At 54.5% G+C, this 14074-nt stretch carries 13 protein-coding genes; 7 read left to right on the top strand and 6 right to left on the bottom strand.

Annotation, left to right across the window (positions count from 1 at the left end; genetic code table 11):
* Positions 1-20 precede the first annotated feature (20 nt).
* The 5 genes from pckA to FBY13_RS16305 all read right to left on the bottom strand — a co-directional run bounded on the left by pckA (position 21) and on the right by FBY13_RS16305 (position 6088).
* Positions 21-1640, bottom strand: coding sequence for a phosphoenolpyruvate carboxykinase (ATP) (pckA, locus tag FBY13_RS16325; protein WP_145394618.1), 1620 nt, complete (start codon positions 1638-1640; stop codon positions 21-23).
* A gap of 280 nt (positions 1641-1920) precedes the next feature.
* On the bottom strand, positions 1921-2787 hold the full coding sequence (gene hslO, locus FBY13_RS16320; RefSeq protein ID WP_109717806.1) for an Hsp33 family molecular chaperone HslO: 867 nt from the start codon (positions 2785-2787) through the stop codon (positions 1921-1923).
* Positions 2788-2831: 44 nt separating this feature from the next.
* Complete coding sequence (gene hslR / locus FBY13_RS16315) at positions 2832-3233, bottom strand: ribosome-associated heat shock protein Hsp15 (protein ID WP_063877514.1); 402 nt, start codon at positions 3231-3233, stop codon at positions 2832-2834.
* On the bottom strand, positions 3230-3895 hold the full coding sequence (yrfG, locus tag FBY13_RS16310) for a GMP/IMP nucleotidase (protein WP_370513241.1): 666 nt from the start codon (positions 3893-3895) through the stop codon (positions 3230-3232). Before yrfG ends, hslR begins: the two co-directional genes overlap by 4 nt.
* A gap of 57 nt (positions 3896-3952) precedes the next feature.
* A complete protein-coding gene (locus tag FBY13_RS16305) occupies positions 3953-6088 on the bottom strand; it encodes an intracellular growth attenuator family protein (protein WP_145394616.1) in 2136 nt (711 codons plus the stop codon).
* 383 nt (positions 6089-6471) lie between these two features.
* On the opposite strand from FBY13_RS16305, the gene nudE reads away from it, so the two are divergent.
* Complete coding sequence (gene nudE, locus FBY13_RS16300) at positions 6472-7038, top strand: ADP compounds hydrolase NudE (protein WP_063877511.1); 567 nt, start codon at positions 6472-6474, stop codon at positions 7036-7038.
* 57 nt (positions 7039-7095) lie between these two features.
* Here nudE and mrcA read toward each other — a convergent pair whose 3' ends face one another.
* A complete protein-coding gene (gene mrcA, locus FBY13_RS16295) occupies positions 7096-9648 on the bottom strand; it encodes a peptidoglycan glycosyltransferase/peptidoglycan DD-transpeptidase MrcA (RefSeq protein ID WP_096011061.1) in 2553 nt (850 codons plus the stop codon).
* Between the two features lie 116 nt (positions 9649-9764).
* Between mrcA and pilM the strand changes: the two genes are divergently transcribed.
* From pilM to aroK, 6 genes are all read left to right on the top strand, one after another.
* Entirely contained in the window at positions 9765-10571 is an 807-nt protein-coding gene (gene pilM / locus FBY13_RS16290; protein ID WP_145394615.1) for a pilus assembly protein PilM, read from the top strand.
* Complete coding sequence (locus FBY13_RS16285; protein WP_145394614.1) at positions 10571-11113, top strand: PilN domain-containing protein; 543 nt, start codon at positions 10571-10573, stop codon at positions 11111-11113. The genes pilM and FBY13_RS16285 overlap by 1 nt, the downstream gene beginning before the upstream one ends.
* A complete protein-coding gene (locus tag FBY13_RS16280; RefSeq protein WP_145394613.1) occupies positions 11106-11594 on the top strand; it encodes a hypothetical protein in 489 nt (162 codons plus the stop codon). Before FBY13_RS16285 ends, FBY13_RS16280 begins: the two co-directional genes overlap by 8 nt.
* On the top strand, positions 11581-11970 hold the full coding sequence (locus FBY13_RS16275; RefSeq protein ID WP_145394612.1) for a HofP DNA utilization family protein: 390 nt from the start codon (positions 11581-11583) through the stop codon (positions 11968-11970). The genes FBY13_RS16280 and FBY13_RS16275 overlap by 14 nt, the downstream gene beginning before the upstream one ends.
* On the top strand, positions 11906-13177 hold the full coding sequence (gene hofQ, locus FBY13_RS16270) for a DNA uptake porin HofQ (RefSeq protein WP_145394611.1): 1272 nt from the start codon (positions 11906-11908) through the stop codon (positions 13175-13177). Before FBY13_RS16275 ends, hofQ begins: the two co-directional genes overlap by 65 nt.
* A 363-nt stretch (positions 13178-13540) precedes the next feature.
* On the top strand, positions 13541-14062 hold the full coding sequence (gene aroK, locus FBY13_RS16260) for a shikimate kinase AroK (protein ID WP_063877505.1): 522 nt from the start codon (positions 13541-13543) through the stop codon (positions 14060-14062).
* Positions 14063-14074: the final 12 nt, after the last annotated feature.

Below are 14074 nucleotides of genomic sequence, written 5' to 3'. Positions count from 1 at the left end.
GTTAAGCCGCGCCGTTGTTATTAGCGCAGTGGACCTGCTTTTACCAACGCGGCACCGGCCGCATTATCGGTATACTTTTCAAAGTTGGTGATAAAACGCTGTGCTAAATCATCTGCGGCAGCGTGCCACTTCTCTTCGCTTTCCCATGTACGACGCGGGTCGAGCGTTTCGGCATCCAAATCGCCCAGGGTTTTTGGCACCTGCAGGTTGAACACCGGCAGGGTCTCCGTTGGCGCATCGTCCAGCTCACCTGCGAGAATGGCGTTGATGATAGCGCGGGTATTCTTCAATGAGATACGCTTGCCACTGCCGTTCCAGCCCGTATTAACCAGATAAGCCTGCGCGCCCGCCGCTTCCATGCGTTTCACCAACACTTCTGCATACTGTGTGGGATGCAGCGTCAGGAAGGCTGCGCCAAAACAGGCTGAGAAGGTCGGGGTTGGTGCGGTCACACCTCGTTCCGTGCCGGCCAGCTTCGCGGTAAATCCAGACAGGAAATGATACTGGGTCTGCTCTGGCGTCAGCCTGGAGACCGGCGGTAGCACGCCAAAGGCATCGGCAGTCAGGAAAATGACTTTCTTCGCATGGCCTGCTTTGGAAACCGGCTGCACGATATTGTCGATGTGGTTAATCGGATAAGACACGCGGGTATTTTCGGTTTTGCTACCATCCGCAAAATCGATGCTCCCGTCTTCACGCACCACCACGTTTTCCAGCAGGGCATTACGACGAATAGCGCGATAGATTTCTGGCTCAGCCTGTTCGGAGAGGTTAATCGTCTTGGCGTAGCAACCGCCTTCGAAGTTAAACACGCCATCGTCATCCCAGCCGTGTTCATCATCGCCGATTAACTGGCGATCCGGATCGGTAGACAGCGTGGTTTTACCCGTACCGGAAAGCCCAAAAAACACCGCGACGTCGCCTGCTTTACCCACGTTAGCGGAGCAGTGCATGGAGGCAATGCCCTTCAACGGCAACAGGTAGTTCATCACCGCGAACAGCCCTTTTTTCATTTCTCCGCCGTACCACGTGCCACCAATCAACTGCATACGTTCGGTCAGATTAAAGGCGACGAAGTTCTCAGAATGCAGCCCCTGGGCCTGCCAGTCAGGATTGGTGCATTTTGCGCCATTCATCACCACAAAATCAGGCGTGAAGTTATCCAGTTCGGCCGCGCTCGGCTGAATGAACATGTTTTTAACGAAATGCGCCTGCCAGGCAACTTCAGTCACAAAGCGTACGCTCAGACGTGAATCCGGGTTGGCACCGCAGAAGGCATCAATAACAAACAGGCGTTTCCCGGAGAGCTGCTGGGTGACGCATTTTTTCAGCGCCTGCCAGGTTTCCTGGGACAGCGGTTGGTTATCGTTCTTGCCGGTGCCTTGATCGTTCCACCACAGCGTATCGCGCGTGGTGTCATCACGAACAATATATTTATCCTTAGGCGAGCGCCCGGTAAAAATCCCGGTATCGACTGCGATAGCGCCGCTTTGCGTCAGGGTGCCGCGCTCAAAACCTTCGAGCTCCGGGCGCATCTCTTCCTGAAACAACGTATCGTAATCAGGGTTATGAACCACGTCAGTGGTATCGGTGATGCCCAGATCGGCAAGGGCTTTCGAGGTCAGGCCGTTAACGCGCATTTTACTGCTCCTTAAATCGGTGTCTGTTCTGTAGGGCAAAGAGAGTGTGGGATCGCGTCTGTAACATGCCGCACGGCCAGGTGCGGAAACACGATCGCGCGCAGTTTACGCTACTGTGTCAGGCGAGAAAGGCTTGTTCGTTAAAAATGAGACTCAGGGCGCGTTAAGGGTATGTTTCGAACGTTTTTAAGATGTTAAGAAAGTAAAAAAAGATAATTTGCTATGTAAATTAAGGGCATAGCGATGGGGCAGGCAGGGCGGCCTGACCGCCCTGGTCCGATCAGTGAAGGCGATTGCTGTTCTCAAGGGAGTGGCTACGAATCCCGGCAATGTCTACCGCATCGAACACGTAATGTGATCCGCAGTAGTCGCAGTTCATATCGATTTTGCCATCTTCAGCAATAATCTCGTCGACTTCTTCCTGCGGCAGCGTTCTCAGTACCTCGCTGCAACGTTCGCGCGAACAGGTGCATTTGTAGACAACCGGTTGCGGGTCGTAAACGGTCACTTCTTCCTGATGGTAAAGACGCCACAGCACATCGGTCGCGGGCAAATCGATCAGCTCTTCCGTTTTAATCGTCTCGGTCAGCGTAGCCAGATGCGCAAAGTCTTCTTTATCGGTGTCCTGAGCCGGTAAAACCTGCAACAGAATCCCGGCTGCGCCTGCGTTGCTGGTGCGAATAAACAGACGAGTCGGCAACTGTTCGGAGCGCATAAAATAGTCTTCCAGACATTCACTTAGCGTCTCGCCTTCCAGACCGACCACGCCCTGATAGCGCTCGCCTTTTTCAGGCGTGATGGTAATGACCAAATAGCCATTGCCCACCATGCTCTTCAGCGTGCTGTCGTCAGGAATGTCACCTTTCATCCGTGCGATGCCGCGTAACTCCTGCTGATTGTTGCCATTAATCACGGCTAACGTCAGGGGACCATCGCCCTGAAGCTGAACGGTAATTTCACCGTCAAATTTTAGCGTTGCGGTAAGCAGGCTGGTCGCCACCAGCAATTCGCCCAGCAGGGTTTGTACCGCAGGCGGATAGTCGTGATTTTTCAGGATGGCTTGCCAGGTGTTTGAAACATTGACCAGTTCGCCGCGAACGGACGCATTTTCAAACAGATAACGACGCAGTTGATCGTGCTCAGACATAATTTTCTCTCTTTTGGCGGGCGGTGATAGGTTCAGTAACCTGTTTATTCATCACCCGATAACTTAAATTTCATCAAATCGCGGCGTTCTTTCTTGTCGGGCCGGCGATCGGGATGGGGCATGGTCAGCGCATTCATCTTGCGCGCCAGGGCTACTTTTTCACGTTTTTCAATACTGGCTTCCGTCTCGCGGTAAAGCAGCTGTGCTTCACTGGCAGAACGGCGCTGCTCGCTGATGTCGGCGATCACTACGGTGCGCTCATCATTACCCTGACGCAGGGTTAACTCAGCATCCCGCTCGACAAGCTTGCTGGGTTTACTGCGCTGGCCGTTGTAATGAACCTTGCCACCTTCAATCATCTCGCGTGCGATAGAACGGGTTTTGTAGAAACGCGCCGCCCAAAGCCATTTATCAAGACGAACGCCTTCGCTTGGTTTTTCTTTCATTGCTGCTCCCAGGCCTGAATCAGTGTGCGGTAGTCGCTTATTGCACCGTGACGCTGAAAGTGTTGTTCAGGACGACCGGAGTCAGGATTACTAACGCCCAGGCACCAGCCGATTCCCCATGATTTGGCGGCATCAAGAATGGTTTCGTTGTCATCGATGAACACTGTCCGTGATGCATCAAAGCCAGTGTGCTGCTCAACCGCCTGCCACAAACGTTGATCTTCTTTCGGATAGCCAAAGGTATGGGTGGAAAGTAATAAATCAAGGTGTGATGCTAAACCTGTTTGTCTCAGTTTAACGTCCAGATTCCAGGGATGCGCATTGGTGAGCAGGATGGTGCGTTTACCCGCCTGACGTAAAGCCTGTAAAAAAGGCAGTGTATCAACACGCAAGCTGACGCGATGGCGCTGTTCCCAGGTCATGGCATGAATGTCTAACTGCAGCGCCTGCGACCAGTAATCCAGACAATACCAGTTTAGCGTATGCGCCACGGCCTGATATTTTTCTTCAATAATCTGACGCGCCTGAGCAGCAGAAATACCGCGTTGGGTACGCAGGGTATCAGGGACAAGCTCCAGCCAGAAAAAGCGGTCAAACGCCAGATCGAGCAACGTGCCGTCCATATCGAGCAGCACGGTGTCAAAGTCAGACCGGTTGAACATCATGGTGAATTTACCCGTTGCCAGTTAGCGCAACAGGGTAGCACAGTTGCAGGGGGCTCAAAATATGGAGCGCACGCCCTGTATAGTGCTTAACGTAGGATTAAAGCATTTATCGTAATATTGCTGGATAGCATGCATACGCTGACGATTCAGATGAATGCGCCGCAATGCCAGCAGGCCGTTCACGATGCCGCAGGCCAGCAGCACCATCAGCAACAGCGCGGCACCCAGATAGCGCCATTTTGCCATGGCATCAGGCTCATTGTGCAGGGCGATGTGGCGTGTGCCGTTTGCATCGGTATAGATATTGGTAATGATGCCGGTGGCGCTGAACGGCGTATGCAGCAACAGTGAGGACAGACGTTGCAGCTCTTGCCACTGTGACGATGCATCCAGATCAAACAGCGGAACAGCAGGCTGGGGCTGATTGACGAGCTGGTGCCCTTCATCGCTGGCGATAACGAATCCGCCCGGCGGTGGGCTGTTAAGGTTCTCAGCGGCGCGACGCGTTTCACGGAAGAAGAAGGTGGAGGTCGCGGTGTGTACCAGGTTTTCCAGCGCTTCAGCACTGACCGGACGCAGCAGGACATTCATCCCGTTAAGCTGACCGGAATCGGCGCGGCTGACTAAGGTGTCCCAGTCTTTGGCATTACCCAGGTTCACCAGGGCATTTTTAAGGCGCATACAGTCCTGTGCCTGGCTGCAGAGCGCCTGCGTTTTCAGCACCAGGTCTGAAAAGTCATCCAGCAGAATCATGCCCGATTTCTGAATTGCCGAGGCTAACTGAGGATTCAGTTTGGGATCGGTGTTGGTTTCGGGATGCAGCTGTTTCGTCGTGGTATCCAGCAATGCCGAGGCTTTCTCAATAATATCTGAGTGGGGCAGCGGCAGGGGCGTTGCGTTATTCCAGTAAATTTGTGAGCAATCGAACGGCATATAGGTATAGGTGCGATTGCTTTGGTAGTTGTCCGGCACCGCACACATGCCGGTCCCTGTGACCTTCAGGCTGTCGCCGACTTTAAGATCCACGCTACTCAGTTGGTTAACGCTGCTGACATCCAGGCTGTCGGTGCCTTTAGCCCAGGCCAGACTCAGCTTGATGGGCATGCTGAGCGGAATCCAGGTGATTAACAAAGCCAGAACAATCAGCGAGCCGCAGGCCAGCACGACATTTTTACGCCAGCGTTGCAGCGGAAAATTTCTGACCTCATCCTGCAGTGAAAGAAAGCGCCCCTGGCGCACCACCTGGCGATTCAGATAAATATCGACGTCCGTCACCTGACCCAGATCGTGAGCAACGTAGGGCTGCCAGTGGGCAGGATAAGCCAGATCGATAATCCCCAGCGTAATGTTGCTCTGTTCCTGATTTGACTCACCAAATAAGCCCCAGCGCTTGGGCGCGCCGCGCAGACAGTGAATTTCACGCAGGCCATTCTCACCAGGCACACGATACATCAGCCACAGACTGGCGACGATCATGATGCCGGCAATCACCGACAGCCAGATCATCAGGCTGGCTGGCAACAGCAAGCCGATAAAAAACAACATCAAGGCAAAAGAAATAATGACCGCTTCCCGCGTGCCGTCAGGGCGAGACAGCCGGTACTCTTCCAGGGTTTCTTTGCGCACCCGCACTAATTCCACGTTTTCACTTTCCGCTTTGCGGATCGATGCGTTGGTGGAAGCCGGACGTATCAGGCTGGGTAGCGACTGCTGATCAACGGCGTAATCCACCAGCGAGTGTCCATTCAAAGAGATGATTAATGGAACGGACTGGGTGCGGATGAGCTCAACGTAGTTTTCATCCGTGATGTACTGTTCCCACAGCGGCGGCAAATGGACTTCGACTTCATCCAGATAGTAGCGCCACTTATGGGGATCGTCGGTGGAGAGGCCATAACGGGTAATCGCCCGCGTGACAGGATAGACATTGTTGCTTTGCGCAGTCAGCACCAGCTTGTCATGTTGACGGCGGGATTCACCGGGACTGAGGATACGGGGCTGTTTTTCAAGGGCAGCAAGGTACTGTTCAACCGCCTTGCGCTCCCGTTCAGACAGCTTACGGCAGGGCGGGCTAATGAATGGCAGCGGTTTCGCCAACGGGGGCCTGCGCCGCATAGCGTACCAAAATCCAATACCTGCCAGAATTGAACAGGTTAGCACTACGGCCAATATAATAATTATTGTGCTCATGCTTTGCTCAATTCAGCCAAAATACTGCCTTCACTTTAAACTTACATCCCCAGATTCGCCCACGATGCAAGACGATTTATGGGAGGTTAAACAACTCTGACACGTTTAACAATAAACGAAATAGTTCTGTAAATCATTTAATTAGGCGTTATGACATCACACACTGCCAGAATAGTAACGACAGTGCACCCGTTATTGTATCGGCATTATCTGAATTTTGAAGCGAGATATTGACTAACACAAATTTTTTGTACTCAGGAAACCAGTGTTATCGTAGATAAAAGCGGCATACGCGCTGCGTGCGGTTGGAGAGTCGCACAAAGGCGGATCGTTAGGTATGCTAATTCGCTCCTGAGTGCTGGCGCAGCAAGTTTGAGGCTGATATGAAAAAGTCGTTAAAAAAACCTGACATCCTCAATGTAGAAACCGTGGCAAGGTCACGATTGTTTACTGTTGAAGCGGTAGACCTGGCCTTCAGTAATGGCGCACGGCGTATTTACGAGCGCATGAAGCCCTCGGAACGTGAAGCAGTGATGATCGTGCCGATTATCGATGATCACCTGGTGCTGATTGAAGAGTACGCGGTGGGTCTGGAGACCTACGAACTGGGCTTCCCTAAAGGCTTGATCGATCCGGGTGAAACTGTAAACCAGGCTGCGGACCGTGAACTCAAAGAGGAGGCGGGATTTGGTGCGGGCCAGCTGACTACCCTGGGCAAACTGACCATGGCGCCGTCGTACTTTTCCAGCAAGATGAATATTGTCGTGGCAGAAGGGCTTTATCAGGAGAAGCTGGAAGGCGATGAGCCTGAGCCGCTGGTGGTGCATCACTGGCCGTTAAGCAACATGCTGGCATTATTGCAGGAGCCTGATTTTCGCGAAGCGCGCAACGTCAGTGCATTGTTTATGGTACGTGAGTGGCTGGTGAAGCAGGGACGTATCAGCTATTAACACCCGCGCAAGACAGGCCGGATAACCAGGGGCGACTCGCGCCGCCCCTGAGGATTATCAGAACAGTTCGTGGCTCTCGCCATTGTCCATGATGGTGGTGCCGGCATCATGCACCGAATACTCGGTTGGCTGCGTCCCGTTGATAAAGTACTCCTGGCGCGTATTACCACTGCCGTTTGCCAGTTTGCCCGTACTCCGATCGATGGTGACGGTCACGATGCCATCCGGTGGCGTGAGCGGCTGAACCGGCACGCCATCCAGAGCGACCTTCATAAAGTCATCCCAGGCAGGCTGTGCACTCTTCGCGCCGCCTTCATAACCCGATATTTGATCGGGAATCGCGCCAGAAAGGGTACTGCGACCCAGATCGCGACGCGCATCGTCAAAGCCGATCCACACCGAGGTGACGACGCCGGGGCCGTAGCCCGAGAACCAGGCATCTTTGGAACTGTTGGTTGTGCCCGTTTTTCCGCCAATATCATTACGCTTCAGGTCGCGCCCGGCACGCCAGCCCGTGCCCATCCAGCCCGGTTCGCCAAAAATATTACTGTTCAGCGCACTTTTGATCAGGAATGACAGCGGCGTATTAATCACGTGCGGCGCATACTGCTGTTCACCACCCGGCTGCGGCTGTGCAGGTACCTGCTCCAGCTCAGGCTGCGGCACCGTCTGGTTTTGCTGCTGAGCCGAAGGCGCAACGTTCTCAACGCTCTCGGCGTTCAGCGCCAGCGCTTTTTTGGTTTCACCGTAAATCACCGGTAAGTTGCACTGAGGGCAGGCAATTCTCGGTTTTTCTTCAAAAACAGTTTGTCCCTGTTCATTTTCAATCTTGCTAATGAAGTAAGGATCAATCAGGAAGCCGCCATTCGCCATGACGGAATAACCGCGCACCACCTGCAGAGGGGTAAACGAGGCTGCCCCAAGGGCCAGTGATTCAGTATGCACAATGTTCTGCGCCGGGAAGCCAAAGCGCTGTAAGTACTCGGCCGCGTAATCCACGCCCATCGCACGCATCGCGCGAACCATCACAACGTTTTTCGACTGACCCAGCCCCTGGCGCAGACGAATCGGGCCATCGTAAGTAGGCGGTGAGTTTTTCGGACGCCAGTCCGCACCGGCACCTGCATCCCAGCGGGAAATAGGCACATCGTTAAGAATGGATGCCAGCGTTAACCCCCGATCCATCGCGGCCGTGTAAAGGAACGGCTTAATGTTCGAGCCCACCTGGCGCAGTGCCTGAGTGGCGCGGTTGAACATGCTTTGGTTAAAGTCAAAACCGCCCACCAGTGCGCGCACGGCACCGTTGGTCGGATCTAACGAAACCAGTGCCGAGTTCACGTCCGGGACCTGGCCCAGCCACCATGTATCGCCGACCTGGCGTACCCAAACCTGCTGGCCTGGCTGCAGAACCTGAGTCAGGCTTTTAGGGGTTGGCCCTTGCACCGTGTCAGACTTAAAGGCACGCGCCCAGCGAACGCCAGCCATGGTCAGTGACACGTTGCTACCATCTTTCATCATGACGGTGGCTTCATCGCTCTGCGCATGGGTAACAACGGCCGGATGAAGGGGACCGTACAGAGGAAGATTTTTTAACGCTTTAACAATCTGCGCCTGTCCCCATGCAGGTTCACCGACTTTCCACAGCACGCTGGTCGGGCCACGGTAGCCATGACGCATATCATAAGCCATTACGTTGTTCTGCACGGCCTCCTGCGCAGACTGCTGCAGACGTCGTGTGACGGTGGTGTAAACCTTGTAGCCATCGGTGTAAGCATTATTACCATAGCGTTTTACCATCTCCTGGCGTGCCATCTCACTGAGATAAGGCGCAGAGAAGACGATTTTAGGGCCATGATAGGTGGCGACTAACGGTGTGTTACGCGCCTCATCGTACTGTTGCTGGGTGATGTAATGCTGATCCAGCATACGGGCCAGAACGACATTGCGACGTGCGACGGCGCGGCTGTGTGAATAAAGCGGGTTAAAGGTCGACGGGGCTTTAGGCAGACCGGCGATGGTCGCCATTTCGCTCAATGACAGCTCATTAACGGGCTTACCAAAATAAACCTGTGAGGCGGCACCCACACCGTAAGCCCGGTAGCCGAGGTAGATTTTGTTCAGGTAAAGCTCAAGAATCTCGTCTTTATTCAGCAACTGCTCAATACGAATCGCCAGAAAGGCTTCCTTGATTTTTCGCATCAGGGAGCGTTCTGGGCTAAGAAAGAAGTTACGTGCCAGCTGCTGGGTAATCGTACTGGCCCCCTGCGAAGCATGGCCTGACACCAGCGCAACACTGGCAGCACGGAAAATCCCGATGGGATCTACACCGTGATGCTCATAAAAGCGGCTGTCTTCCGTTGCAATAAATGCTTTAACCATCTCAGGCGGAACCTGTTGCAGGCTAAGCGGTATACGGCGCATTTCACCGTACTGGGCGATAAGGTCGCCCTCAGCGCTGTAAACCTGCATAGGGGTTTGCAAACGCACATCTTTCAGCGTGTTAACGTCGGGTAACTGTGGCTCAATATATTTGTACAAACCATAAATCGAGCCAGCTCCCAGCAAGATGCAACACACTGCAAGGATTAATAAATACTTTACGAACTTCACCTGAGATTTCCCATCTGTTGTCGTTTGGGCAGTTTATAAGCAACCGCGCAGTAGTATAAAGGCAAGCCAGACGCTTTGATATGTCCATTTTTCCGGACGATAAGGAGATCGCGCGCATGGCTTTTCACACCTGGCAAATTGGGCTGGATATCCAGAACAGGCAGTGCTGTGCCCTTGCCATCCTGCGTCGCCGCCAGGGTTGGCAATTATGCCACTGGTGGCAGCAGCGGCTGGCGCAAGATACGTTAAGAAACGGCGTGCTGCAATCTTCCCCTGAATTGCTGTCAGTGTTAGACCGCTGGCGAAAGTGCTTACCCCAGCGCTACTCACTGCGTGTAGGGCTTCCTGCCCAGTTGGTACTGCAGCAGCCGCTTTCGCTTCCCGAACCGCCGTTAAAAGAACCGGCATTAAGCCGTTTTGTCCGGGCGGCTGCCCAACGTCTTTTTCCCGTTGATCCGCGCGAACTGGCGCTGGATTACCGTCTCGATCCCGCGCATGGGCAACTGTGTGTCACGGCCGCCCGGCTGGATGTGGTTAAACAGTGGCACGCTCCGCTGGCACAGGCAGGACTGAAACCCAGCGTATTTGAACTTGCCACCCAGGCGCTCAATATCGTTACTGAACAGGCGCAATTAACTGCGGGAAGTGTAGTGGTTTTACGACAGGATGCACGCTACCTGTGGAGTGACGGCATCAACGCCGCATCTTTTGCCGATGAGGGCGGGCTGGCGGCGCTGTATAAGCAGGCTTTTCCTCAGGCAAGCCGCGTTTTTTATTGTGATGCTGATAGCGTTTCATCCCCCGCCGGTACGGTTCCTTTTTCACCTTTGCAGCTGTTGCGCTGTCCGTCGCCGCCTTTGCCTGACAACCCCGCTGCATTTGTACTGGCGACTGGCCTGGCGTTGCGACAAGAGGATCGCTAATGGTCGCGGTTAACCTTTTACCCTGGCGTCGCTGGCGCTGGCAACGCCAACGACGCCAGGGCCTTGTTGCGCTGGCCATAACGTTACTGATTTTAGTGTCAGCGGTCGCACTGCGGTTCTGGCAAGGGCATCAGGCGCTCATTCAGGTTGAGCTTCAGCATATCCGGCTTACGCGTGCCCTTGAGACGCTTGTGCAGCGCGTGGAACAGCAAAAACTGCTGCTGCAACAGCTGGCCGAGGTACAGCAACGCCGCAGCTGGCTGCGTCAGCAGGCCAGGCAGTTTAGCGTCTGGCAACAGCTTTGGCTGGACTTGCCCGGCTTGCTGCCCGACGGGCTGTGGTTAACCCGATTGGAGAAGCGCAATACGGATTTGCTTCTGGAGGGCAAGGCGCAGCAGATGCAGGATATCCGCCACTTTCGCCAGCGTTTAACGGGCGTGGCGCTTTTTTCACAGATTAGGCAGGGCAATGTGCAGCGCCAGTCAGAAGGGGATTACCACTTCATGTTGCGCATCAGGCTGAAGGAGGAGAGCAGTGAGTAACGGGTTTCAGTTCTGGCTACAGTTAGCCGTGCCGCTTCGCTATGGCAGCCTGCTGGCCGCTGCTTCCGGCCTGTTCTTTGTTGCCTGGTGGACGGTGTTAGCGCCACAGCGGCAAGCGTTAGACGCTGCCGTGCACCAGCTGGCGCAACAGCAGCAACGCCTGCACCAGCAGCAGGTGCAACTGGCCCGGCATCCTGACATTGACGCGTTACAGGCTGAGCTGGCGCAGGCGGCGGCGAGGCAACCCGCAGCGCAACTGACGCTGGAGGCCATTATCGCAGAGCGAGGCGCACAACTGGAGGCGTGGCTTAGCGATGAACAGCCGCGTGCGCTGACGCTCCACCTGGAATGGTCGCAGTTTCAGCCCCTTTTTACAGCGCTGTCCCAATCTGCGACGGCTTTCCCTGGCCGTTTTCAACTCACCGCACACCCGGCGCACCTGGTGGCGCAGCTCTGGCTGGACGCTGATGAAACCTTTTAGCGTCATACTGCTCTTGCTCTGCTGTGGCGTTGCGCAGGCGCGCGATCCGTTTCGTCCTCTTACCGGCGTGGCTTGTGTGGCAGAAGTTGAACCGCTCAGCGAATGGCGCTTACAGGGAATTATCGGCCGTGCGGCGAGGTTCCAGGGCTGGCTCCTGACCCCGCAGGGTAACGCCGTGAAAGTGCTCAGCGACCAACCCTTTCCCCTGGTTCCCTGGCAAACCGACCAGTTTACGTCGCGCACACTCAGGCTGTCGGTGCCCGGTAGCTGTTCGTCTCAATATTTCACCTTTCATCTCAAAGGAAGCCCGCATGATAAGGATATCGATTCTGACGTTTCTGCTGATCTGCCTGACGTCCGCCCGCGCCAGCCATGATGAGGGCTTGAGCCTGGCCTTTGACGATGCGCCCATTGAGCGGGTTTTACAGGCACTGGCCGATTATCAACAGATCAACCTGATGATTTCCCCCGAGGTTCAGGGGACGCTCTCACTGCGGCTGGATAACGTGCCCTGGCAGCAGGCGCTGTCGCTGGTCGCCCGCATGGCGCGGCTGGCCTTGCTGGAAGAGGACAACGTTCTGCTGGTTTATCCAGAGCACTGGCAACAGCAGCGGCGCGAGGCAGAACAGGCGCAGCAAGCAGAGGTGTTGCAGCAACAGCCCCTACAACAGCGCAGGATAAGCCTGCACTATGCCAGTGCCAGTGAGGTTCATCGCAGCCTGCAGGGCGAACGTCAGTCGCTGATGACAGCAAGAGGAAGCGCCACGGTCGACAGCCGGACGAACAGCATGCTGCTACGCGACAGCGCGGCGGCCCTGAAAGAAACCGAGCGCTGGGTGCGCGCGCTCGATGTACCGCTGGAGCAGGTGGAACTGGCGGCACATATCGTCACCATCAGCGAAGATCACCTGCATGAGCTGGGCGTTAACTGGCGGCTGTACAATGCGGGCGACGTCGTTGACCGTGCGTTACGTCATCCTCTGCTTGATATTCCGTTAGGGCTGAATTCGCCCGCCGTCTCGGTTGGCGTCACACTGTCGCGAATTGGGGGTAAACTCCTGGATTTAGAACTCAGCGCCCTGGAGCAGGAGAATCAGGTCGAAATTATCGCCAGCCCACGCCTGTTTACCTCGCATCAACAAACCGCCACCATCAAACAGGGAACAGAAATCCCTTATGAAGTCTCCGCGGGCAACAGCGGGGCGACCAGTATCGAGTTTAAAGAGGCGGTGCTGGGCATGGAAGTGACGCCAACCGTTTTAGGCAATGGCCGCATTCAGCTAAAAATTCGTATCAGCCAGAACGTACCGGGGCGCGCGATTCAGACCGGTGATTCACAGGTCCTGTCTATCGATAAGCAGGAAATTGAAACCCAGGTGACGGTCAACGACGGGCAAACCCTGGCATTGGGCGGGATTTTCCATCAGCAGCGCACGCGCGGGCAGCGCCAGGTTCCACTGCTTGGTCATCTTCCCGCTGTGGGCAACCTGTTTCGACAGCAGTCCGAAGAACATAAGAAACGTGAGCTGGTTATTTTTATGACGCCGCGATTGGTCAGGGAAGCAGCGCTTACGGCACGATAAAACGGAAAATGTGCCCATAAAGTCCAACTGCGTTGACGCAGGGCTGGAATTAGCTTACAAGGTTTAGCGATTTTTAACACGTTGTAAGCGTCTGTGTTGGAAAAACCAGGCAAACAGATGAGAGAATTCCTCTGTAAGCAGTGATGTCACAACGCTGTACTGACGCATTACAGTTTCGCGAACGACGGGCCAATTCAGAAATGGATGTGCTGTTAGCAATATAATCGGTTGCCAAACAGCCTTGAGTGTTGAGATAATTTTTCGTCTGACTCTTGCTAACGCTCATGAGGTCTCAGTTCCTGTCCCGCCAGCAAAATGCTGAAAGCGGGGTATCATTAACGAATTCTTAGTAATACCGACAAAATGGCAGAGAAACGCAATATCTTTCTGGTTGGGCCGATGGGTGCCGGCAAAAGCACTATTGGCCGTCAGTTGGCTCAGCAACTCAATATGGAGTTCTTCGATTCCGATCAGGAAATTGAGCGACGCACCGGAGCGGATGTGGGCTGGGTTTTTGACGTTGAAGGCGAAGCTGGCTTCCGCGATCGTGAAGAAAAAATCATCAATGAACTGACCGAGAAGCAGGGCATCGTCCTGGCGACCGGTGGCGGCTCCGTAAAATCCCGGGAAACACGTAATCGTCTCTCCGCCCGCGGCGTCGTGGTTTATCTTGAAACCACTATTGAGAAACAACTGGCACGTACACAGCGTGATAAAAAACGCCCCTTACTGCAGGTAGAGTCGCCGCCACGTGAAGTGCTTGAAGCGCTGGCAGATGAACGCAACCCGCTTTATGAAGAGATCGCCGATGTTACCATCCGCACTGACGATCAAAGTGCAAAAGTGGTGGCGAATCAGATTATCAACATGTTGGAAAAAAGTTGATCCAACGTTTGA

It is taken from the genome of Pantoea sp. SJZ147 (genome assembly GCF_007828605.1).
In the GTDB taxonomy this organism is placed as follows: domain Bacteria; phylum Pseudomonadota; class Gammaproteobacteria; order Enterobacterales; family Enterobacteriaceae; genus Pantoea; species Pantoea allii.
This window is presented reverse-complemented; position numbering and strand designations above follow the sequence as displayed.

What these genes read in the sequence shown, in the direction of transcription:
- hslR (WP_063877514.1), bottom strand. Translation starts at nt 3,233, where the DNA reads ATGAAAGAAAAACCAAGCGAAGGCGTTCGTCTTGATAAATGGCTTTGG.
- FBY13_RS16275 (WP_145394612.1), top strand. Translation starts at nt 11,581, where the DNA reads ATGAAACCTTTTAGCGTCATACTGCTCTTGCTCTGCTGTGGCGTTGCG.
- FBY13_RS16305 (WP_145394616.1), bottom strand. Translation starts at nt 6,088, where the DNA reads ATGAGCACAATAATTATTATATTGGCCGTAGTGCTAACCTGTTCAATT.
- yrfG (WP_370513241.1), bottom strand. Translation starts at nt 3,895, where the DNA reads ATGTTCAACCGGTCTGACTTTGACACCGTGCTGCTCGATATGGACGGC.
- aroK (WP_063877505.1), top strand. Translation starts at nt 13,541, where the DNA reads ATGGCAGAGAAACGCAATATCTTTCTGGTTGGGCCGATGGGTGCCGGC.
- nudE (WP_063877511.1), top strand. Translation starts at nt 6,472, where the DNA reads ATGAAAAAGTCGTTAAAAAAACCTGACATCCTCAATGTAGAAACCGTG.
- hslO (WP_109717806.1), bottom strand. Translation starts at nt 2,787, where the DNA reads ATGTCTGAGCACGATCAACTGCGTCGTTATCTGTTTGAAAATGCGTCC.
- pckA (WP_145394618.1), bottom strand. Translation starts at nt 1,640, where the DNA reads ATGCGCGTTAACGGCCTGACCTCGAAAGCCCTTGCCGATCTGGGCATC.
- pilM (WP_145394615.1), top strand. Translation starts at nt 9,765, where the DNA reads ATGGCTTTTCACACCTGGCAAATTGGGCTGGATATCCAGAACAGGCAG.
- hofQ (WP_145394611.1), top strand. Translation starts at nt 11,906, where the DNA reads ATGATAAGGATATCGATTCTGACGTTTCTGCTGATCTGCCTGACGTCC.
- FBY13_RS16285 (WP_145394614.1), top strand. Translation starts at nt 10,571, where the DNA reads ATGGTCGCGGTTAACCTTTTACCCTGGCGTCGCTGGCGCTGGCAACGC.